Raw genomic sequence first — 14871 nt, forward strand, 5'->3', positions numbered from 1 at the left:
AGGTATCTTTTTGCGCTTAATGAAGAAAAGAAAGAAATTATTTGTGGTAAAACGGTCTCGCTTTTTGCCCGTAGTGCTGGGAAGCATTGTAGGCTGTGTGCTTCTTTTCTTTTATATAATAAATGTTCGCCTGATGCCTATCTTTTTACAATATGCGGAAGCTGAGACCAATAGCATTGCGTCTTATGTAATTAGCCAAGCTATTTATGCCGATAAAGATGGTGAACAAAATAATTATGATATTATCGAAAAGGTCGATCCTGATAGTAATGGAAATTCAAGCATGACAGATACAAAATTAGATACTGCAGCTATCAACCGAATCATTTCAGAAAAATATAAACTAGTGCAATCTTATTTAGAAGAAGCAGAAAGTGGAAATTTAGATCATTTGCCGAAAGCTGACAATATTGAATATGATGTGGATGCCATGCAAAAGGATGGGGGAATTATTTTTTATGTACCCCTTGGGTTAGCCACAGGCATGCCAATGCTTGGCAACTTAGGTCCCAAAATTCCGATTCGTTTTCATATAGTCGGCCATGTAAATGTAGATGTAGAAAGAAATATTAAAGAATTTGGTATAAATAATGCATACGTAGAACTCAGTGTTAAAACGAAAGTCAATGTACAAATCATTGTACCATTTGCCAGCAAATCAGCCATCGTCGAGCAGACGAATCCGGTAGCAGCCACGTTAATTAAAGGTGGTGTTCCGAATGTCTATTCAAAAGACGGCAGCACATCCCCTTCAGTCGAAGTACCTTTACCTACAGAAGGAAACAAAAATAAAGAGCAAAATGAAAATGCACACTAGGGATTAGGATTATGATGACGAATTATAGTTGAATAAATCCAATAAATGCTATATTAACCTAGACGCGGTTGTCTGAATGCACTGGTTATGATAAATTGACAACAGGGATGATTATTTTTTTTATGAAGGGATGGGATTACATCATGACCACATGTAAACCGACAAAGGAAGAGCACATTCGAAAACCGGATTGGCTAAAAATCAAGTTAAATACCAATGATGAATATAAAGGTCTTAAAAAATTAATGCGCGAGAAGAATCTTCACACAGTTTGTGAAGAAGCGAGATGCCCGAACATTCACGAATGCTGGGGAGAACGCCGTACAGCTACATTCATGATCCTAGGAGATGTTTGTACGAGAGCATGCCGTTTTTGCGCTGTTAAAACAGGTCTTCCGAATGAATTAGACTTAGCAGAGCCAGAGCGCGTAGCAGACTCTGTACAGCTGATGAACCTAAAACATGCTGTTATTACAGTGGTAGCACGTGATGATTTGAAAGATGGAGGAGCAGGTGTATTAGCGGAGACGGTAAGAGCAATTCGCCGTAAAAATCCTTTCACCTCTATTGAAGTATTGCCATCTGATATGGGTGGTGTGAAGGAGAACTTGCAAATCCTAATGGATGCAAAGCCAGATATTTTAAATCACAATATCGAAACAGTGCGTCGATTATCTCCAAGAGTTCGTGCCCGTGCTACATATGAACGTTCTTTAGAATTTTTGCGTCGTGCAAAAGAAATGCAACCAGAAATTCCGACAAAATCTTCACTTATGATCGGACTTGGTGAAACAGAAGAAGAAATAATTGAAGTAATGGATGATTTACGTGCCAATGATGTTGATATCATGACAATTGGCCAATATTTGCAGCCGACAAAAAAACATTTGCCTGTGAAGAAGTACTATTCACCAATAGAATTCGGCAAACTACGCAAAATTGCAATGTCTAAAGGATTCAAGCATTGTGAGGCTGGCCCGCTTGTACGCAGTAGCTACCATGCAGATGAGCAAGTAAATGCAGCGACAAAGGAAAAACAAGCACTTGGCGAGCAAGCGTAATCACCTTATAAGAATGGAGGGTGAGCTTACATGATTATAGCGGACCAATGGATGTATGATTTAATTGAAAACCATAAAGAAGGATTTAAGCAAGAAGATTTTGATAGCCGCTATAGCGAGATTCTAACCAAATATGATTATATTGTTGGTGATTGGGGCTATGGACAGCTTCGCTTAAAAGGTTTTTACGAAGATAAAAATCAAAAAGCTAATTTTGATACACGCATTAGCACATTGCAGGATTATTTATATGAGTACTGCAACTTTGGCTGTGCTTACTTTGTCTTAAAGAAAATGGGCAAAGCTAAGAAAACGGAAGAAATAGCCAATGCAGAGCCGAATCAAGAAGAGGTAACTATAGAGGAAGAGCAAACAAAAACAACGCAGGAGCAGTAAATTGCCCCAGCGTTGTTTTTTTAGCCGATTAATTCATATAAATATTCGCGTAGTTCTTGAGCCTCTTCAGGCGGACGGTTATAAACCGCTTCTATATAGCCGGGTTCATCCAAATCATCACTACCCAAAATAGCAAAGCGGCTATATTGCATATCAAGAACGAGCAATTTACCGTAAAAACGTCCGCTTTGCATAATTGCTAAGTCATAACGTTGATTTTCGCCCATAAAGCTGACGAATCTTGTTTGGGTTTCTTCCAAATCATCGTATAAGAAAAATCTTTCCATGTGAACGCAGCCCCTTCCAATCCTAAAAATTATGGTACTATAGAAGAGGACAAACTATCAACCTTAAACATGTGACTGGAGGCTTTACAGTGTATTTTGTTGACCGTAAAAAAATTGTGAAAAACCTAGAATATATGGAAGAGCTAATCAATACGTACGAACAAAGTAATGATTGGCTAGAGGACCGCGTACACCGTTTAGCAGTTGAACGCATTGCCAATATATTGATTGAGGCGATTATCGATGTGGGTAATAGCATGATTGATGGATTTATTATGCGAGATCCAGGCAGTTATGAGGATATTATAGATATTTTAGTGGACGAATCAGTTATTACCTCTGAGATGGACGAGCCGTTGAAAGAACTGATTGGCTTGCGTCGTGGACTTGTACGCGATATTTTAGATGTAATCGACGAAGAAGTAGTCAATGTATTGACAAAGAACTTGGCTGCTATTAAAGAATTTTCTCCAAAGGTGAAAGATTACTTAACAAATGAGTTAGGCCCTGTGACTGCTTTTATCCCGGAAGGTGAAGAGTAAAATGAAATCCTATTTAGCGTATATATTTGACCTTGATGGAACGGTGTACAGAGGAAAAGAGGTAATTGAGGATTCGAAAACCTTTATTTCGTATTTAAAGGAAAAAGGCATTGAGCCTTTTTATGCCACAAACAATGCAAATATGACTGCTGCTCAAGTACAAGAGAAGCTTAAAAAAATGGGTATCGAAACAAGCATTGACCGGATTATGACCTCAGCAATTGCGACAGCAAAATACATTGCAACTGCTTATCCCCAAAAAACTGCAAAAGTTTTAGGTGGAGATGGCTTAAAACAAGCCTTACTTGATGAGGGGGTTGAGGTAGTCACAGAACAACCGGATGTAGTTGCACAAGGTATGAATACAGAACTAACCTATCATATGCTGGCAGATATCTGTTTTGATATACAAAATGGCGCATCCTTTGTCGTGACTAACCCTGATGTAAAATATCCAACTGAAAGAGGATTTGCACCAGGAAACGGTGCACTAGCCGAAATGGTGCATACAGTAACTGGCGTCGAACCCCTCTATATAGGTAAACCAGCAAGCAATATGCTTGAGCTCATACGTACTAGTTTTGACCTGCATAAAGAAGATATGATTATGATTGGCGACAATTATGATACAGACATGATGTGTGGTATCCAGTATGGAATCGATACATTACATGTCAATACCGGCGTTTCCCGAACAGACGACGTAAAGAAAAAAGAATTGCGTCCTACATTCACAGTAGACACATTGATTGAATGGGTCGGGAATTAACTAAATTAAAAAAGAAGGGACTTTCTGTGGATAACACCAGAAAGTCCCTTCTTCGTATTGAAATAAAACTGTATTAAGAATAATGGTTAGTGACACTGGCGCTTCTCGCATTAGTTTTAGGTAATGCAATGGTAATTTGAATAAAAGAAGGGGAATTAACGTAGACTCCTGCGGGATAGCGAGACAGACGAGACCCCGCAGCGAAGCGAGGAGGCTCGACGCTCGCCCGCGGAAAGCGAAGTTAATTCCACTTCGATTCATAACCCCTATTTATCCGCCTCACTAGAACATTCCTTAGAATAAAGGATTTTCTTCTATGAATTGATAAATGTTCTTAGTCAGTTCTTCCGGCGTTTCACCTTCTACCATTTCGCCATTAACAAGCGCATAAAGCGATTCTGAACATCTTGTACAATAGCTTAAACAGCCATATTCCAACACATCTATGTTTGGATCTTTTTCTAACGCTTCAAATGTATCTTGAGAGCCGTTTGCTAAATTGCTCACGCAAAATTCAACAAGGGGATTCATTCTACCTCACCTCATTTCGAATGCTACTATTATTTTGTTTATTCGTCAATGTAGAGCATCATTAATCTCTATTTATTCGACAACTCTATCGCTTAATAATTTTCACCTTAGTATCACTTACTTGTTCAAAATATAAGGAGAAACCCCATTTTAGTTTTTCAATTTATATTTGTGAAACTTCTCACAAGTGTATTGTGAAAAACATCACAATCAGTTATAATGGGGATGAAAATGTGACGAAATTGTTAAAAGGGAGTTTTCGATGAGACGTTTAGTATTATTGGGCGGAGGATACGGCAACATGCGCGTACTAAGCCGCTTATTACCCAACAACTTACCTGAAGATATTGAAATTATTTTAGTAGACCGCACCCCGTTTCATAGTCTAAAAACGGAATTTTACGCATTAGCCGCAGGTACAACACCTGAAAAGGAAATACGCGTAAATTTCCCACAACACGAACGCCTGTCAAAAGAGTATGGTGAAATCGTGAAAATCGATATTGAAAACAAAGTGGTTGTGCTAGATGAAAATCGTGAAATTGCATATGATGACTTAATCATTGGGCTTGGATGCGAAGATAATTACCACCATGTACCAGGCGCAGACGAATTAACATATAGCATCCAGACAATGGCAAATTCTCGTCTGACTTACAATGCGCTTGGCAGCCTTCCGTCAGGTTCTACTGTAGCTATTGTCGGCGCCGGCCTAAGTGGCATTGAGCTTGCGAGTGAATTGCGTGAAAGTCGAGAGGATTTGACAATCAAATTATTCGACCGTGGACCGCGTATTTTAAAAGACTTCCCAGAGCGATTAAGCAGCTATGTAAAAAAATGGTTTGACCGTCATAATGTAGAGGTCATTGCGCAATCAAATATTACAAAAGTAGAAGATAAGATACTTTACAATCACGAAGAGAAAATTGTAGCAGATGCCATTGTATGGACGGCAGGAATCCAGCCAGTCAAAGTTGTACGCGATACAGGGTTAGAATTAGATAAAGGAAGAATCGCAGTTACTCAATATATGAATGTACCAAATGATGAACATGTCTATATTGTAGGGGATTGCGCGGCATCACAATTTGGCCCTAGTGCTCAGCTTGCAGAAGAACAAGCGGAGCATATCGTCAAAGTCCTTAAACTACGCTGGAGCAATCAGTCTCTTCCAGAAAAAATGCCTGAAATTAAATTAAAAGGATTTATGGGAGCTTTAGGAAAGAAACAAGGGTTTGTTTATATGGCCGACACTACTGTCACAGGCCGTATCGCTCGTTTAATGAAATCTGGATTGCTGTGGATGTATAAGCGTCATAACGGTTAATAATTAGCTAGAAACGTTGCTAACAGCGTTCCTAGCTTTTTTATGTTAGCTGAATGAATGAAACATCACATATTTATCACATTCCACTTTGAGAAATGGACAATTTCACCAAATCACCAAACTTATTCGCCATTTTCTCCTGGGCATTTTTTTCTTTTTTTCTTTAACGTGAGTATAAATGTTATAAGTGGTTTTTGAATCTTCGTGGCCCACATATGGTTTTTAAATCAACGCGAGCTTCAACGAGTAAAGTAATGTGTGTGTGGCGTAAAATATGCGGTATAAAGCATACTCTATAGATAAATATATGGTATAATCAACCTGTGAGAATTCATTGATACGCTCAAAGCTCTGTCTTCTTGTGGATGATAGGGCTTTTTTTATTACTTGAATCTAAATATTAGACAAATGTGTATTCATGGTATATTATTAAGGTAATAAAAGTTCTTTATAGAAATAACTTGAATTTACATATTACAAAGAGTAATCGTGTTGGTTCGGTACTTTTTGTAATATGTGAATTTTTTCTTTAAAAAGCTTATGTATTAATAATGTTTATTGGAGGTCATTTAAATGACACAAGGTACAGTAAAATGGTTTAACGCAGAAAAAGGTTTCGGATTTATCGAAGTTGAAGGCGGAGCAGACGTATTCGCTCACTTCTCAGCAATCCAAGGCGACGGATTCAAATCTTTAGACGAAGGTCAAAAAGTTGAATTTGAAGTTGAAGAAGGTCAACGCGGACCACAAGCTACAAATATTGTTAAACTTTAATTTTAATTAGCTTGTTATATACAAACTAGAGGGATCTTTTCAATAAGGTTCCTCTTTTTTATTTGGTTCGATTCGAATATCTAAATAAAATGCATGAAGATGAGTAGCTTTGTAGCAGGTAACTTAATTGTTACCTGTTTTTTTACATTTTTAATATTATTATTCGGCGTATGATTTTAGGGGCTCTAATAGAATGAATTGAAGATGGGGAAAAAGATTTTTGAATTTATGCGATAAATGATTGATTTAACTAACGCTTATTATATTGATAGGAGAGGGTAAGCCAAATCACATAAGATATATTGTTTTAAAGCGCGGCATTTCCTGGAGAACTAGTGATTTGATTAGCATTGACGCGGAATTCACTTACCGAAAAGGAATATAGAGTTCTCTTTCTGATTTTTAAATAAAAAGTAGTTGACAATGAAAAAAGATTTATGCTATTATTAAAAAATTTGATAAAAATAATATATATGTTAAGGTTAAGAGGTAACCATAACATGGAGGTGGATTATTTGTTCGAAATTGGCGATAACATTGTTTATCCAATGCACGGAGTAGGTATTATTAAAGCTATAGAAGAAAAGGAAATCTCAGGGGGAAGACAACAGTATTATGTCATAAAAATGTTAATCGGTAATATGCAAGTCATGATTCCTACAGATAAAATATTGAGTTTAAGTATACGCCCTGTTACTGACATAATTGCATTAAAACACATCATAGACATTTTTCAACATGGAGAAACAGATAGACTACTGCCTTGGAAACAAAGATATAAAGTGAACACGGACAAAATAAAAACGGGTAGAATACAAGAAAGTACTGAAGTTGTACGTGATTTAATTCGTCTGAAGAAAGAAAAAGCACTTAATCCAAGCGAAAAAAAAATGTTAGAAAACACACATGAATTTTTGATTAGTGAACTAGGATTAATTAATGGGATTACTGAAAATCAAATAAAAATTTTCTGTTAAGGTGTACTTAATTTAATATGTTACATCTCCCAGAAATATCCTGAACCTTCGGGAAATATCTTTATTATTAAAAGTAAATAATTTCAAAGACATTCATCTTCTACAGCTCACTTTTAGAACATTAACCTCTTTTGTTATTTCTACAATCTAATCCATTTATATTATTAAATTTCTTTTACAAAGGTTTGAAGTTTCAACAAATAACTTGATAAATAGTCACTTGATTTTTGCAATCCTGATTCACACTGGAACGGACAAGGCGAGCCGTAAGGAAGAAATAGAGTTTTTTACATCTACTGAGACAGTGAATAATAATTGTGTATCTTCTTTACATAAAAAAGAAAAACGAATTGGTAACACCATATGGTCAACTGCGAAGAAATAAAACGTCTACTTAATATGGAATATAACACAATAGTAAATATTAATAAAAAGGTATATCATGATTGATTTTATCCTTTAAAATTAGATGCAGTACAGAAGAAATATATGAATGGAACAGGTGGAAGAGTTATGTTGATAAACGCGAAGCAAAGAAGAATTATTTTAGATTTAGCAGTTACATTAGATAGTTTTATTGAAGGGGAAAATGGAGAAGTTGATTGGTGCATTATGGACCCTGATATGGAGTTCACTAGTTTCTTAAATCAAATTGATACTATTTTATATGGTAGAAAAAGCTACGATTTGTGGGGACAATATATGCCTAAAGTCAATGACTCAGATTCGAAAAAGAAATTTGGGAAATGATTCACAGCAAAGAGAAATATGTGTTTTCGAGAACAAAAAGAGAAGCTAATAATGAAGTAATGTTTATAAATGAAAATATCGCTGAAGAAGTGAATAAAATGAAGAATGAGCCTGGAAAAGACATCTGGCTATATGGGGGAGCAAGCCTTATTACAACTTTTATAAATTTAGGGCTTGTTGATGAGTTTAGATTATCTATTCATCCAGTTGTCTTAGGTGAAGGAAAACCAATGTTCAGTGAAATAAAACAGAGATTGAATTTAAACTTGGTTGACACAAGAACATTCTCTTCTGGTGTAGTACAACTAATTTATCGTTATACTCGATAGTAATTAAGGCTTATGATGCCTGTGATTTCTAATTTCATTTGACCAGTTGCAATTATATAACTTAAATCCTGTTTATTTTACTTCGCCATACTTAGAAAGAATGTTATTATCTTTTACGTCTATTGTAGTTTCTTTTTTATTTTCTACAGACACACTGCAAGCACTTAGCAATAGCAGCGTGCTAAGTATCGCTATTAAGATTTAGGTATAAAAAAAGAACCCCAACAGCCTAGGCTTGCTGGAATCCTAATCGTTCAAGCTCTTTATAGATTGGTTTTAATTGAATATAACCCTCGCCGATTACTTCATTATTAATTAGCACAAGTGGGTAAAAGAACTCATCATTTAAAATGCGCTCAGCCCATTCTTTGTGGCGTGTATTCTCAATTGGTTTTTCGATATTAATATAGGAGATGGTGTATAGCGGTTGTTCGTACTTGCGATCAATTGCCGCTTGAAGCCATTCATACGTATCCTTGGAAGATGGTGCATTGACACAGCTGGCACATTGGGTGCTTGCACCATACACTTCTATTGCAATAGAATGATTTTCCATTACCATTAAGCCTCGCATTTCTTTATTGGATTTTTTACCTTATAAACATTATAATAATTTTAGGGAAAGGAGTCGATAGTAAATGACAGAACATGTGCAAGAATCAGAAATGTTTAACTCAGTTCAAGAGGTTTTAGATAAATTGCGCCCATTCCTTCTTCGTGACGGCGGGGACTGCCAACTAGTTGATGTAGAAGACGGTATTGTAAAATTACGTCTGCTTGGAGCTTGCGGTAGCTGCCCAAGTTCTACCATCACACTAAAAGCAGGCATTGAACGCGCACTTTTAGAGGAAGTACCTGGAGTTGTAGAAGTAGAACAAGTATTCTAATGAATGTATAAGGCTATCCATGAACCGGTCAATACTGGTAATGGATAGCCTGTTATTTTATTTATGAACTATATTTTTCCTCACGCATACGCTGCCACTGGTCTTTGGCCATTTCTAAAATCTTAGGTTCATTAAAGAGACGTTGTTTCTCAATAACTATAGAAAAATAGCGTATCGCTTGCTCTTTATCGCCCATACGCCTTGATATTTCTGCAATTAGATAAAGTATCCGGAGCTCGTTCATAGATGTTCCTTTATAATCTTCAACAGAATAAGATTCAATATATTGCTCTCTAGCAATCTTCATAAATCTTTTCTCCATCATTTCTTGGCTGGTCATTCGGTATAACCAGGCTATCCGTAAGGCTAACCCCGCTAATGTAATATGTTTCTCTTTTTTATAATTGCCGCAAACAAGACCAAGCTGATAAGCTTGAAGCGCATCGGCAATTGAACGTTCGCCTGCAAAGCTGTGTTTTTTCCAATGTGCTGTGATATGTTGATCAATCGCTTCTTTTACGCCAGGTGCAAAATATTTTGAATAATCTTCCGTAAAAGAAAAGCCGCAATGTTCACATACAAATACATTATAAAATAATGGATTAACGTCATTTTCATAAATGGGGCGAAAATCACTTTCATTTTCTTTTACTTTTATGAAATTAGAACGAACTTTCATCGTCTTAAATTGTTGCTTGCAGTGCAAACACTCTAGTTGCTTTTCGTAATAAGGAGAAAGCTCCATAGCAATAGCCCCATTTCTAATAGTGGATATAGTAGAATTATATCATAAAGGTGTAAAAGAAAATTTGATTTTTTTGTGAGCGTTAGCGTTTTACTGCTACGGCAAAAATTGATATGATGAATATATAAGAAAGAGGTGGATACGGATGACACAAGTTGTGAATATTACAGAAGCAGCAGCATTTCATATTAAAGAAATGATGCGAAACAATAAGGAAGAGGGATCTTTCCTTCGTGTAGCCGTAAAAGGCGGCGGCTGTAGCGGCCTTTCCTATGCAATGGGCTTTGAACGTGACCGTCAAGAGAGTGACCAGCTTCTTGAAATACAAGGACTACAAGTGATTGTATCAAGTGAAGATGCGCCAATTATTCAAGGAACAACGATTGATTTTAAACAATCGCTTATGGGTGGCGGATTTACCATTGATAACCCGAATGCAATCGCATCATGTGGCTGCGGTTCATCGTTCCGAACAGCAAAAGTTACAGGAACTCCTGAAAATTGTTAAAGTACAATATAACAAAAGGCCTATTGGTTGTGTTCGCACAGCGATAGGCCTTCTTTAAACATGGGGGGATTAAATGAGCAACAAAGATCGGGGGAAGGTTTGGCTTGGTGTTGCCGGGTTAGTTGAGAATGAAAACGGCGAATGGCTCGTTGTAATGAAACGGTACGGTGGTCTGGATGGCATGTGGTCATTGCCGGCAGGATTTGTCCAACCAGGCGAGACACTTGACCAAGCATGCCATCGTGAATTAAAAGAAGAAACAGGAATAGAAGCTTCACTGCAGGGATTGCTGGGTCTGCGGACAGGCGTTCTTAGGAATGACATTAGCGATAATATGGTAGTTTTTTATTTAACAGCAAATACCCTGGAGCATTCAATTAAAGTACAGTTGGATGAATTATATGATGTAAAGTGGATGTCACCGGAAGCATTGAAAAACGATACGCGTACATCTCTTATGATTTTAGAATTAGTGGACTCTGCATTAGAAGCTAAACCGGCAACGCTAGAAAAGCTGGAAAGCGATAATATTTTTGGCTATACCGACTACAAATTGTACTTCTAGTAAAATCGCATCTAGTAAGAAAAAACCACCAAGTCATTGAAACCATTGTCTCTATCAGTTACACTAATGTGAGAGAATATGGAGGAATAAACAGATGACTGGTGGATTTTCAATTATCCAATTAATACTATCGATGCTCATTTTTATAGTAATGTTTTTTGGCATCGGCTTCTTGCTAAATATGTTGCTGCGTGCTACATGGTTTATGGCATTCTTATATCCAATTGTCGTGATCTTTATTGTAGATAATGTAAGCTTTTTAGATTATTTCTTCAAAGCGGGCACAGCATTTCCAGCATTGGGCCACCGCTTGGCATCTTTGCAACTCGCTGATATTTTAATTCTTGCTAGCGGGTTAGTGGGTGCTATTATTGCAGGCATAGTCATGAAGATTCTGCGTAAAATGGGCTATCAAATGTTTTAATTATGTAATCTATATCGTTAAAATCGAAAAGAGATGTCAAACGCCAGGGGAATGGCGTTTGACATCTCTTTTTATATGGGCAATTAAAAGTAATAAATGATACAAGATAAGAGTATGCCCAATAAGCAGCCGAAAAAGACTTCAATCGGACGGTGGCCAAGCAATGTTTTCAAATCTTCCATCTTTTCCTGACCATTTTTTTCTGGTAACGTCTTTGCCTTTTCGACAAAGGTTTGCAAATCCTTACGCATTTGATTAATGACAATAGCTTGCTGACCTGCCTGATAACGAATGCCTGTAGCATCGAACATGACAATAATGGAAAAGACAGCTGAAACAGCAAAGAGTGAGGATGTAATACCGTGTTCAAATGCAATAGCGGTTGTAAGAGATGATACAGCCGCGGAGTGCGAGCTCGGCATGCCTCCTGTAGATGTGAATAGGCCAAAGTCTACTTCCCTTGTTGCTATAAAGTGAATAGGGATTTTCACAAACTGTGCGATAAAAATGGCCAGTAAAGCGGATATTAATGGTGTGCTTTGTAAAAATTCCAAATGTATCATCACCTTTTAGCAGTTATATCTTTACTATACCATAAGGCTTTTTCTACTTCATTTCTAAGCAACCCTATTGCGAACATTTCGTAAATTGAAATACTTTGCTATAATGAATTGAGAAAATAATAATAGAAAAGAGTGAAAAGTATGCAGATTACACAAGAAATCAAAAGTTTTGCGACTGTAGATTCGGACGTTCTGATTGTTGGTGTGTCAAAAAATCAAGAAAATGTAGAGAAATGGGCTGAATTTGTACAATTCTTCGGTGAACCCATGGAAGAATGGGTAAAAAGCGGCGATATACAAACAGATACAAAATCAATTACAAAGATTCCTGTATTTACAAAAGAAGCAAAGGTAAAACGCCTTTTGTTTATCGGACTTGGCAATCGTAAATCCCTTTCAAAGGAAACATTACGCGCTGGATTTGGTTTAGCAGGAAAAGCTCTACATAAGATGAAAGCGAGTAAAATTTCCCTATGGGCAGACTCCTTTACAACAGATGAAATTCTGCCTGAAGAAGTTTCTAATTTAGCTGCTGAAGGCATTGTGATGGGGAGTTATACTGTTGAAAATTATAAAACCACAAGCAATGAGCAGGATATCAAAATTGAACAAATCAGCTTTATTACAGATGCAGAACCTGAAAAAGTTTTTGCAGGATATCATAAAGGAGAGGTATATGCGGCTGCTGTAAATGAGGCGCGTACACTGATCAATAGGCCAGGGAATTTGCTGACATCTACAAAATTAGCAGACTATGCAGTTGAATTGGCAAAAGAATATAATTTGGAAGTAGAAATTCTAGATAAAGCCCAACTAGAAGAATTGGGCATGGGTGCAATTCTTGCTGTCAATAAAGGATCAAAAGAAGAGCCTCGCATGATTACATTAAAATACCAAGCAACAGAACAATGGGAAGATGTCATTGGACTGGTCGGTAAAGGTGTAACATTTGATACTGGCGGTTACTCTCTTAAAACAAAAACGGGCATCGTTGGCATGAAAGGTGATATGGGCGGAGCAGCTGCCGTTCTTGGTGCTATGCGTATTGTCGGTGAAATGCGTCCAAACAAGAATGTTATTGGCGTAATTGGATCTACAGACAACATGATTTCTGGCGATGCGTTTAAGCCGGATGATGTCATTACTACTTTCAGCGGCAAAACAGTAGAAATTTTAAATACAGATGCAGAAGGCCGTCTTGTACTTGCAGATGCAGTAGCTTATGCGAAACAACAAGGTGCCAATACGCTCATAGATTTAGCGACTCTTACAGGTGGCGTAATTACTGCACTTGGTTATGATAAAACGGGTGCCCTTACTAATGATGAAGCATTCTATCGTTCTTTTGTAAAAGCAGCAAACAAAACAGACGAATTTGTATGGCAGCTTCCTTTAACAGAAAATGATAAAAAGCGCATTCGGAAAAGTGATGTGGCAGATTTGAATAATTCTCCTGGCGGTGATGGCCACATGATTTTTGGTGGTGGATTTATCGGTGAATTCGTTGGCGATACACCGTGGATTCACTTAGATATCGCAGGGACTTCAGATGCGATGAGTGCATATGATTTCGGACCAAAAGGCGGCACAGGCGTTATGGTAAGAACCCTCGCAGCATTTATTGATCAACTCGCTAATAGTACAGAGGAATAATAGGCCAAATCCTAATCAAGCACTATCCCTTCTCATAAGATAATACAGAGAGGAGGGAGCATGATGTATCCATTCGGGTTTGGTTATGGAGGTTTCGGCGGGCCGTTCTTAGGTGGTTTTTTAGGTAGTTTTGTGGGCTCGGCTTTCCGTCCGTATCCAGTATATCGTAGACCATTCTATCCAGTTTATAGAAGACCTTACTGGTGGTAAAAATAAAAAGTTTCTATTCTATCATTGTTTGATAGGATGGAAGCTTTTTAGTTTACCAAACTTTACATATAGATGGGTTGAAAGCAACGGGTAAAATTAGCTATTATGGTATAGTGTGAAAAATAGATTGATTAAAGGAATTTATTGAAATGAGAAACCCATATGTATACGGATATTTGCCGTTCATAACCATTATATTATTTAGTTTGACCTTCGGGCTTTTTACAGTGACTGAATCTCTAACTTTATTTAAATCAGTAGGGATTTATTCAGGAATGAGAGAGTTTTTATCAGAAATCCAACTGCGTATTTTTCTATTGATTGTCTTTGCTCTAGTTTATTTTATGGTACTAGCTGCATTTAAATTAATAGGTGAGACAATTCATGAGTTAGCCATGCTATTTTTCTCAAAAGATGCAGAAGGCAAGACGGTGAATGAAGCACGTGGGGGGTATGTTATCTTTTTCTTTGGTGGCATTGCTTCTGCGGTAGGAATTTCGTCTTTTTGGCTATTAGCACTTATTTTTGTCTTGACCGTGTTTATTTATTTTGTTTATGTCATCTACAAATTGAGCAACCATATGACTCTTGGCGCGACAGTCGGCGTAATGCTTTTTGAATTAACTATTTGGCTTATCTTTTTAGCATTGATTGTCTATGTCGTATTTAAACTATATAACGGCATTGTTTCTAGTTTGCCTTTTTCATAAGGTAAGGAAAGAGCACATTGAATGATGTTTGACCATTCAACGTGCT

The 14871-nt window shown here is 37.1% G+C and carries 20 protein-coding genes and 1 pseudogene; 16 read left to right on the plus strand and 5 right to left on the minus strand.

Features of this window, described 5'->3' with window-relative positions:
- Nucleotides 1–19 precede the first annotated feature (19 nt).
- The 3 genes from yunB to RCJ93_RS11510 all read left to right on the plus strand — a co-directional run bounded on the left by yunB (nucleotide 20) and on the right by RCJ93_RS11510 (nucleotide 2274).
- Nucleotides 20–817, plus strand: a complete 798-nt coding sequence (gene yunB / locus RCJ93_RS11500) for a sporulation protein YunB (protein WP_446739087.1) — start codon at nucleotides 20–22, stop codon at nucleotides 815–817.
- A gap of 143 nt (nucleotides 818–960) precedes the next feature.
- On the plus strand, nucleotides 961–1878 hold the full coding sequence (gene lipA, locus RCJ93_RS11505) for a lipoyl synthase (RefSeq protein WP_066789228.1): 918 nt from the start codon (nucleotides 961–963) through the stop codon (nucleotides 1876–1878).
- A gap of 30 nt (nucleotides 1879–1908) precedes the next feature.
- Complete coding sequence (locus RCJ93_RS11510) at nucleotides 1909–2274, plus strand: YutD family protein (RefSeq protein ID WP_251647390.1); 366 nt, start codon at nucleotides 1909–1911, stop codon at nucleotides 2272–2274.
- Nucleotides 2275–2294: 20 nt separating this feature from the next.
- Here RCJ93_RS11510 and RCJ93_RS11515 read toward each other — a convergent pair whose 3' ends face one another.
- Nucleotides 2295–2561, minus strand: coding sequence for a DUF3055 domain-containing protein (locus RCJ93_RS11515; RefSeq protein WP_066789222.1), 267 nt, complete (start codon nucleotides 2559–2561; stop codon nucleotides 2295–2297).
- An 89-nt stretch (nucleotides 2562–2650) separates the two neighbouring features.
- Here RCJ93_RS11515 and hepT point away from each other — a divergent pair, with 89 nt between their 5' ends.
- Nucleotides 2651–3103, plus strand: coding sequence for a type VII toxin-antitoxin system HepT family RNase toxin (gene hepT / locus RCJ93_RS11520; RefSeq protein ID WP_446739071.1), 453 nt, complete (start codon nucleotides 2651–2653; stop codon nucleotides 3101–3103).
- A 1-nt stretch (nucleotide 3104) separates the two neighbouring features.
- The gene (locus RCJ93_RS11525) at nucleotides 3105–3872 is read left to right on the plus strand and encodes a TIGR01457 family HAD-type hydrolase (RefSeq protein WP_446739072.1); all 768 of its coding nucleotides are present in this window, start codon (nucleotides 3105–3107) and stop codon (nucleotides 3870–3872) included.
- 294 nt (nucleotides 3873–4166) lie between these two features.
- On the opposite strand, the gene RCJ93_RS11530 is transcribed toward RCJ93_RS11525, so the two are convergent.
- Nucleotides 4167–4403, minus strand: coding sequence for a YuzB family protein (locus tag RCJ93_RS11530; protein WP_066789217.1), 237 nt, complete (start codon nucleotides 4401–4403; stop codon nucleotides 4167–4169).
- Between the two features lie 262 nt (nucleotides 4404–4665).
- On the opposite strand from RCJ93_RS11530, the gene RCJ93_RS11535 reads away from it, so the two are divergent.
- From RCJ93_RS11535 to RCJ93_RS11550, 4 genes and pseudogenes are all read left to right on the plus strand, one after another.
- Entirely contained in the window at nucleotides 4666–5730 is a 1065-nt protein-coding gene (locus RCJ93_RS11535) for an NAD(P)/FAD-dependent oxidoreductase (RefSeq protein WP_446739073.1), read from the plus strand.
- A gap of 573 nt (nucleotides 5731–6303) precedes the next feature.
- The gene (locus tag RCJ93_RS11540; protein WP_066788929.1) at nucleotides 6304–6504 is read left to right on the plus strand and encodes a cold-shock protein; all 201 of its coding nucleotides are present in this window, start codon (nucleotides 6304–6306) and stop codon (nucleotides 6502–6504) included.
- 500 nt (nucleotides 6505–7004) lie between these two features.
- On the plus strand, nucleotides 7005–7481 hold the full coding sequence (locus RCJ93_RS11545) for a CarD family transcriptional regulator (RefSeq protein ID WP_446739074.1): 477 nt from the start codon (nucleotides 7005–7007) through the stop codon (nucleotides 7479–7481).
- Nucleotides 7482–7994: 513 nt separating this feature from the next.
- A pseudogene (locus RCJ93_RS11550) lies at nucleotides 7995–8560 on the plus strand (dihydrofolate reductase family protein).
- Nucleotides 8561–8789: 229 nt separating this feature from the next.
- Here the strand turns inward: RCJ93_RS11550 and RCJ93_RS11555 are convergent.
- Nucleotides 8790–9116, minus strand: a complete 327-nt coding sequence (locus RCJ93_RS11555; protein WP_446739075.1) for a YuzD family protein — start codon at nucleotides 9114–9116, stop codon at nucleotides 8790–8792.
- 82 nt (nucleotides 9117–9198) lie between these two features.
- Between RCJ93_RS11555 and RCJ93_RS11560 the strand changes: the two genes are divergently transcribed.
- Entirely contained in the window at nucleotides 9199–9447 is a 249-nt protein-coding gene (locus tag RCJ93_RS11560) for a NifU family protein (RefSeq protein ID WP_223823599.1), read from the plus strand.
- Nucleotides 9448–9508: 61 nt separating this feature from the next.
- Here the strand turns inward: RCJ93_RS11560 and RCJ93_RS11565 are convergent, their stop codons facing one another.
- The gene (locus RCJ93_RS11565; RefSeq protein WP_446739076.1) at nucleotides 9509–10192 is read right to left on the minus strand and encodes a DUF2225 domain-containing protein; all 684 of its coding nucleotides are present in this window, start codon (nucleotides 10190–10192) and stop codon (nucleotides 9509–9511) included.
- Nucleotides 10193–10337: 145 nt separating this feature from the next.
- Between RCJ93_RS11565 and RCJ93_RS11570 the strand changes: the two genes are divergently transcribed.
- The 3 genes from RCJ93_RS11570 (at nucleotide 10338) to RCJ93_RS11580 (ending at nucleotide 11689) form a co-directional block, all read left to right on the plus strand.
- Nucleotides 10338–10700: a HesB/IscA family protein gene (locus RCJ93_RS11570; RefSeq protein ID WP_066789200.1), complete on the plus strand. Its 363-nt coding sequence runs from the start codon at nucleotides 10338–10340 to the stop codon at nucleotides 10698–10700.
- 73 nt (nucleotides 10701–10773) lie between these two features.
- Entirely contained in the window at nucleotides 10774–11265 is a 492-nt protein-coding gene (locus RCJ93_RS11575; RefSeq protein WP_249774634.1) for an NUDIX domain-containing protein, read from the plus strand.
- A gap of 94 nt (nucleotides 11266–11359) precedes the next feature.
- On the plus strand, nucleotides 11360–11689 hold the full coding sequence (locus RCJ93_RS11580) for a YuiB family protein (RefSeq protein WP_066789191.1): 330 nt from the start codon (nucleotides 11360–11362) through the stop codon (nucleotides 11687–11689).
- Nucleotides 11690–11772: 83 nt separating this feature from the next.
- Here RCJ93_RS11580 and RCJ93_RS11585 read toward each other — a convergent pair whose 3' ends face one another.
- Nucleotides 11773–12243: a divergent PAP2 family protein gene (locus RCJ93_RS11585; protein WP_260320795.1), complete on the minus strand. Its 471-nt coding sequence runs from the start codon at nucleotides 12241–12243 to the stop codon at nucleotides 11773–11775.
- A gap of 150 nt (nucleotides 12244–12393) precedes the next feature.
- On the opposite strand from RCJ93_RS11585, the gene RCJ93_RS11590 reads away from it, so the two are divergent.
- From RCJ93_RS11590 to RCJ93_RS11600, 3 genes are all read left to right on the plus strand, one after another.
- Nucleotides 12394–13905 carry a leucyl aminopeptidase gene (locus tag RCJ93_RS11590; protein ID WP_446739078.1) on the plus strand — a complete coding sequence of 504 codons (1512 nt, stop codon included), beginning with the start codon at nucleotides 12394–12396 and terminating at the stop codon, nucleotides 13903–13905.
- 63 nt (nucleotides 13906–13968) lie between these two features.
- Nucleotides 13969–14115: a hypothetical protein gene (locus tag RCJ93_RS11595; protein WP_190323477.1), complete on the plus strand. Its 147-nt coding sequence runs from the start codon at nucleotides 13969–13971 to the stop codon at nucleotides 14113–14115.
- A 149-nt stretch (nucleotides 14116–14264) separates the two neighbouring features.
- On the plus strand, nucleotides 14265–14825 hold the full coding sequence (locus RCJ93_RS11600) for a DUF5366 family protein (protein WP_066789185.1): 561 nt from the start codon (nucleotides 14265–14267) through the stop codon (nucleotides 14823–14825).
- Nucleotides 14826–14871: the final 46 nt, after the last annotated feature.

The sequence above is a fragment of the Rummeliibacillus sp. BSL5 genome (genome assembly GCF_052928305.1).

Excerpts from the sequence above, each read along its gene's own strand:
- yunB (WP_446739087.1), top strand. The coding sequence starts at position 20 with ATGAAGAAAAGAAAGAAATTATTTGTGGTAAAACGGTCTCGCTTTTTG.
- lipA (WP_066789228.1), top strand. The coding sequence starts at position 961 with ATGACCACATGTAAACCGACAAAGGAAGAGCACATTCGAAAACCGGAT.
- RCJ93_RS11510 (WP_251647390.1), top strand. The coding sequence starts at position 1,909 with ATGATTATAGCGGACCAATGGATGTATGATTTAATTGAAAACCATAAA.
- RCJ93_RS11515 (WP_066789222.1), bottom strand. The coding sequence starts at position 2,561 with ATGGAAAGATTTTTCTTATACGATGATTTGGAAGAAACCCAAACAAGA.
- RCJ93_RS11525 (WP_446739072.1), top strand. The coding sequence starts at position 3,105 with ATGAAATCCTATTTAGCGTATATATTTGACCTTGATGGAACGGTGTAC.
- RCJ93_RS11530 (WP_066789217.1), bottom strand. The coding sequence starts at position 4,403 with ATGAATCCCCTTGTTGAATTTTGCGTGAGCAATTTAGCAAACGGCTCT.
- RCJ93_RS11535 (WP_446739073.1), top strand. The coding sequence starts at position 4,666 with ATGAGACGTTTAGTATTATTGGGCGGAGGATACGGCAACATGCGCGTA.
- RCJ93_RS11540 (WP_066788929.1), top strand. The coding sequence starts at position 6,304 with ATGACACAAGGTACAGTAAAATGGTTTAACGCAGAAAAAGGTTTCGGA.
- RCJ93_RS11545 (WP_446739074.1), top strand. The coding sequence starts at position 7,005 with ATGGAGGTGGATTATTTGTTCGAAATTGGCGATAACATTGTTTATCCA.
- RCJ93_RS11555 (WP_446739075.1), bottom strand. The coding sequence starts at position 9,116 with ATGGAAAATCATTCTATTGCAATAGAAGTGTATGGTGCAAGCACCCAA.
- RCJ93_RS11560 (WP_223823599.1), top strand. The coding sequence starts at position 9,199 with ATGACAGAACATGTGCAAGAATCAGAAATGTTTAACTCAGTTCAAGAG.
- RCJ93_RS11565 (WP_446739076.1), bottom strand. The coding sequence starts at position 10,192 with ATGGAGCTTTCTCCTTATTACGAAAAGCAACTAGAGTGTTTGCACTGC.
- RCJ93_RS11570 (WP_066789200.1), top strand. The coding sequence starts at position 10,338 with ATGACACAAGTTGTGAATATTACAGAAGCAGCAGCATTTCATATTAAA.
- RCJ93_RS11575 (WP_249774634.1), top strand. The coding sequence starts at position 10,774 with ATGAGCAACAAAGATCGGGGGAAGGTTTGGCTTGGTGTTGCCGGGTTA.
- RCJ93_RS11580 (WP_066789191.1), top strand. The coding sequence starts at position 11,360 with ATGACTGGTGGATTTTCAATTATCCAATTAATACTATCGATGCTCATT.
- RCJ93_RS11590 (WP_446739078.1), top strand. The coding sequence starts at position 12,394 with ATGCAGATTACACAAGAAATCAAAAGTTTTGCGACTGTAGATTCGGAC.
- RCJ93_RS11595 (WP_190323477.1), top strand. The coding sequence starts at position 13,969 with ATGTATCCATTCGGGTTTGGTTATGGAGGTTTCGGCGGGCCGTTCTTA.
- RCJ93_RS11600 (WP_066789185.1), top strand. The coding sequence starts at position 14,265 with ATGAGAAACCCATATGTATACGGATATTTGCCGTTCATAACCATTATA.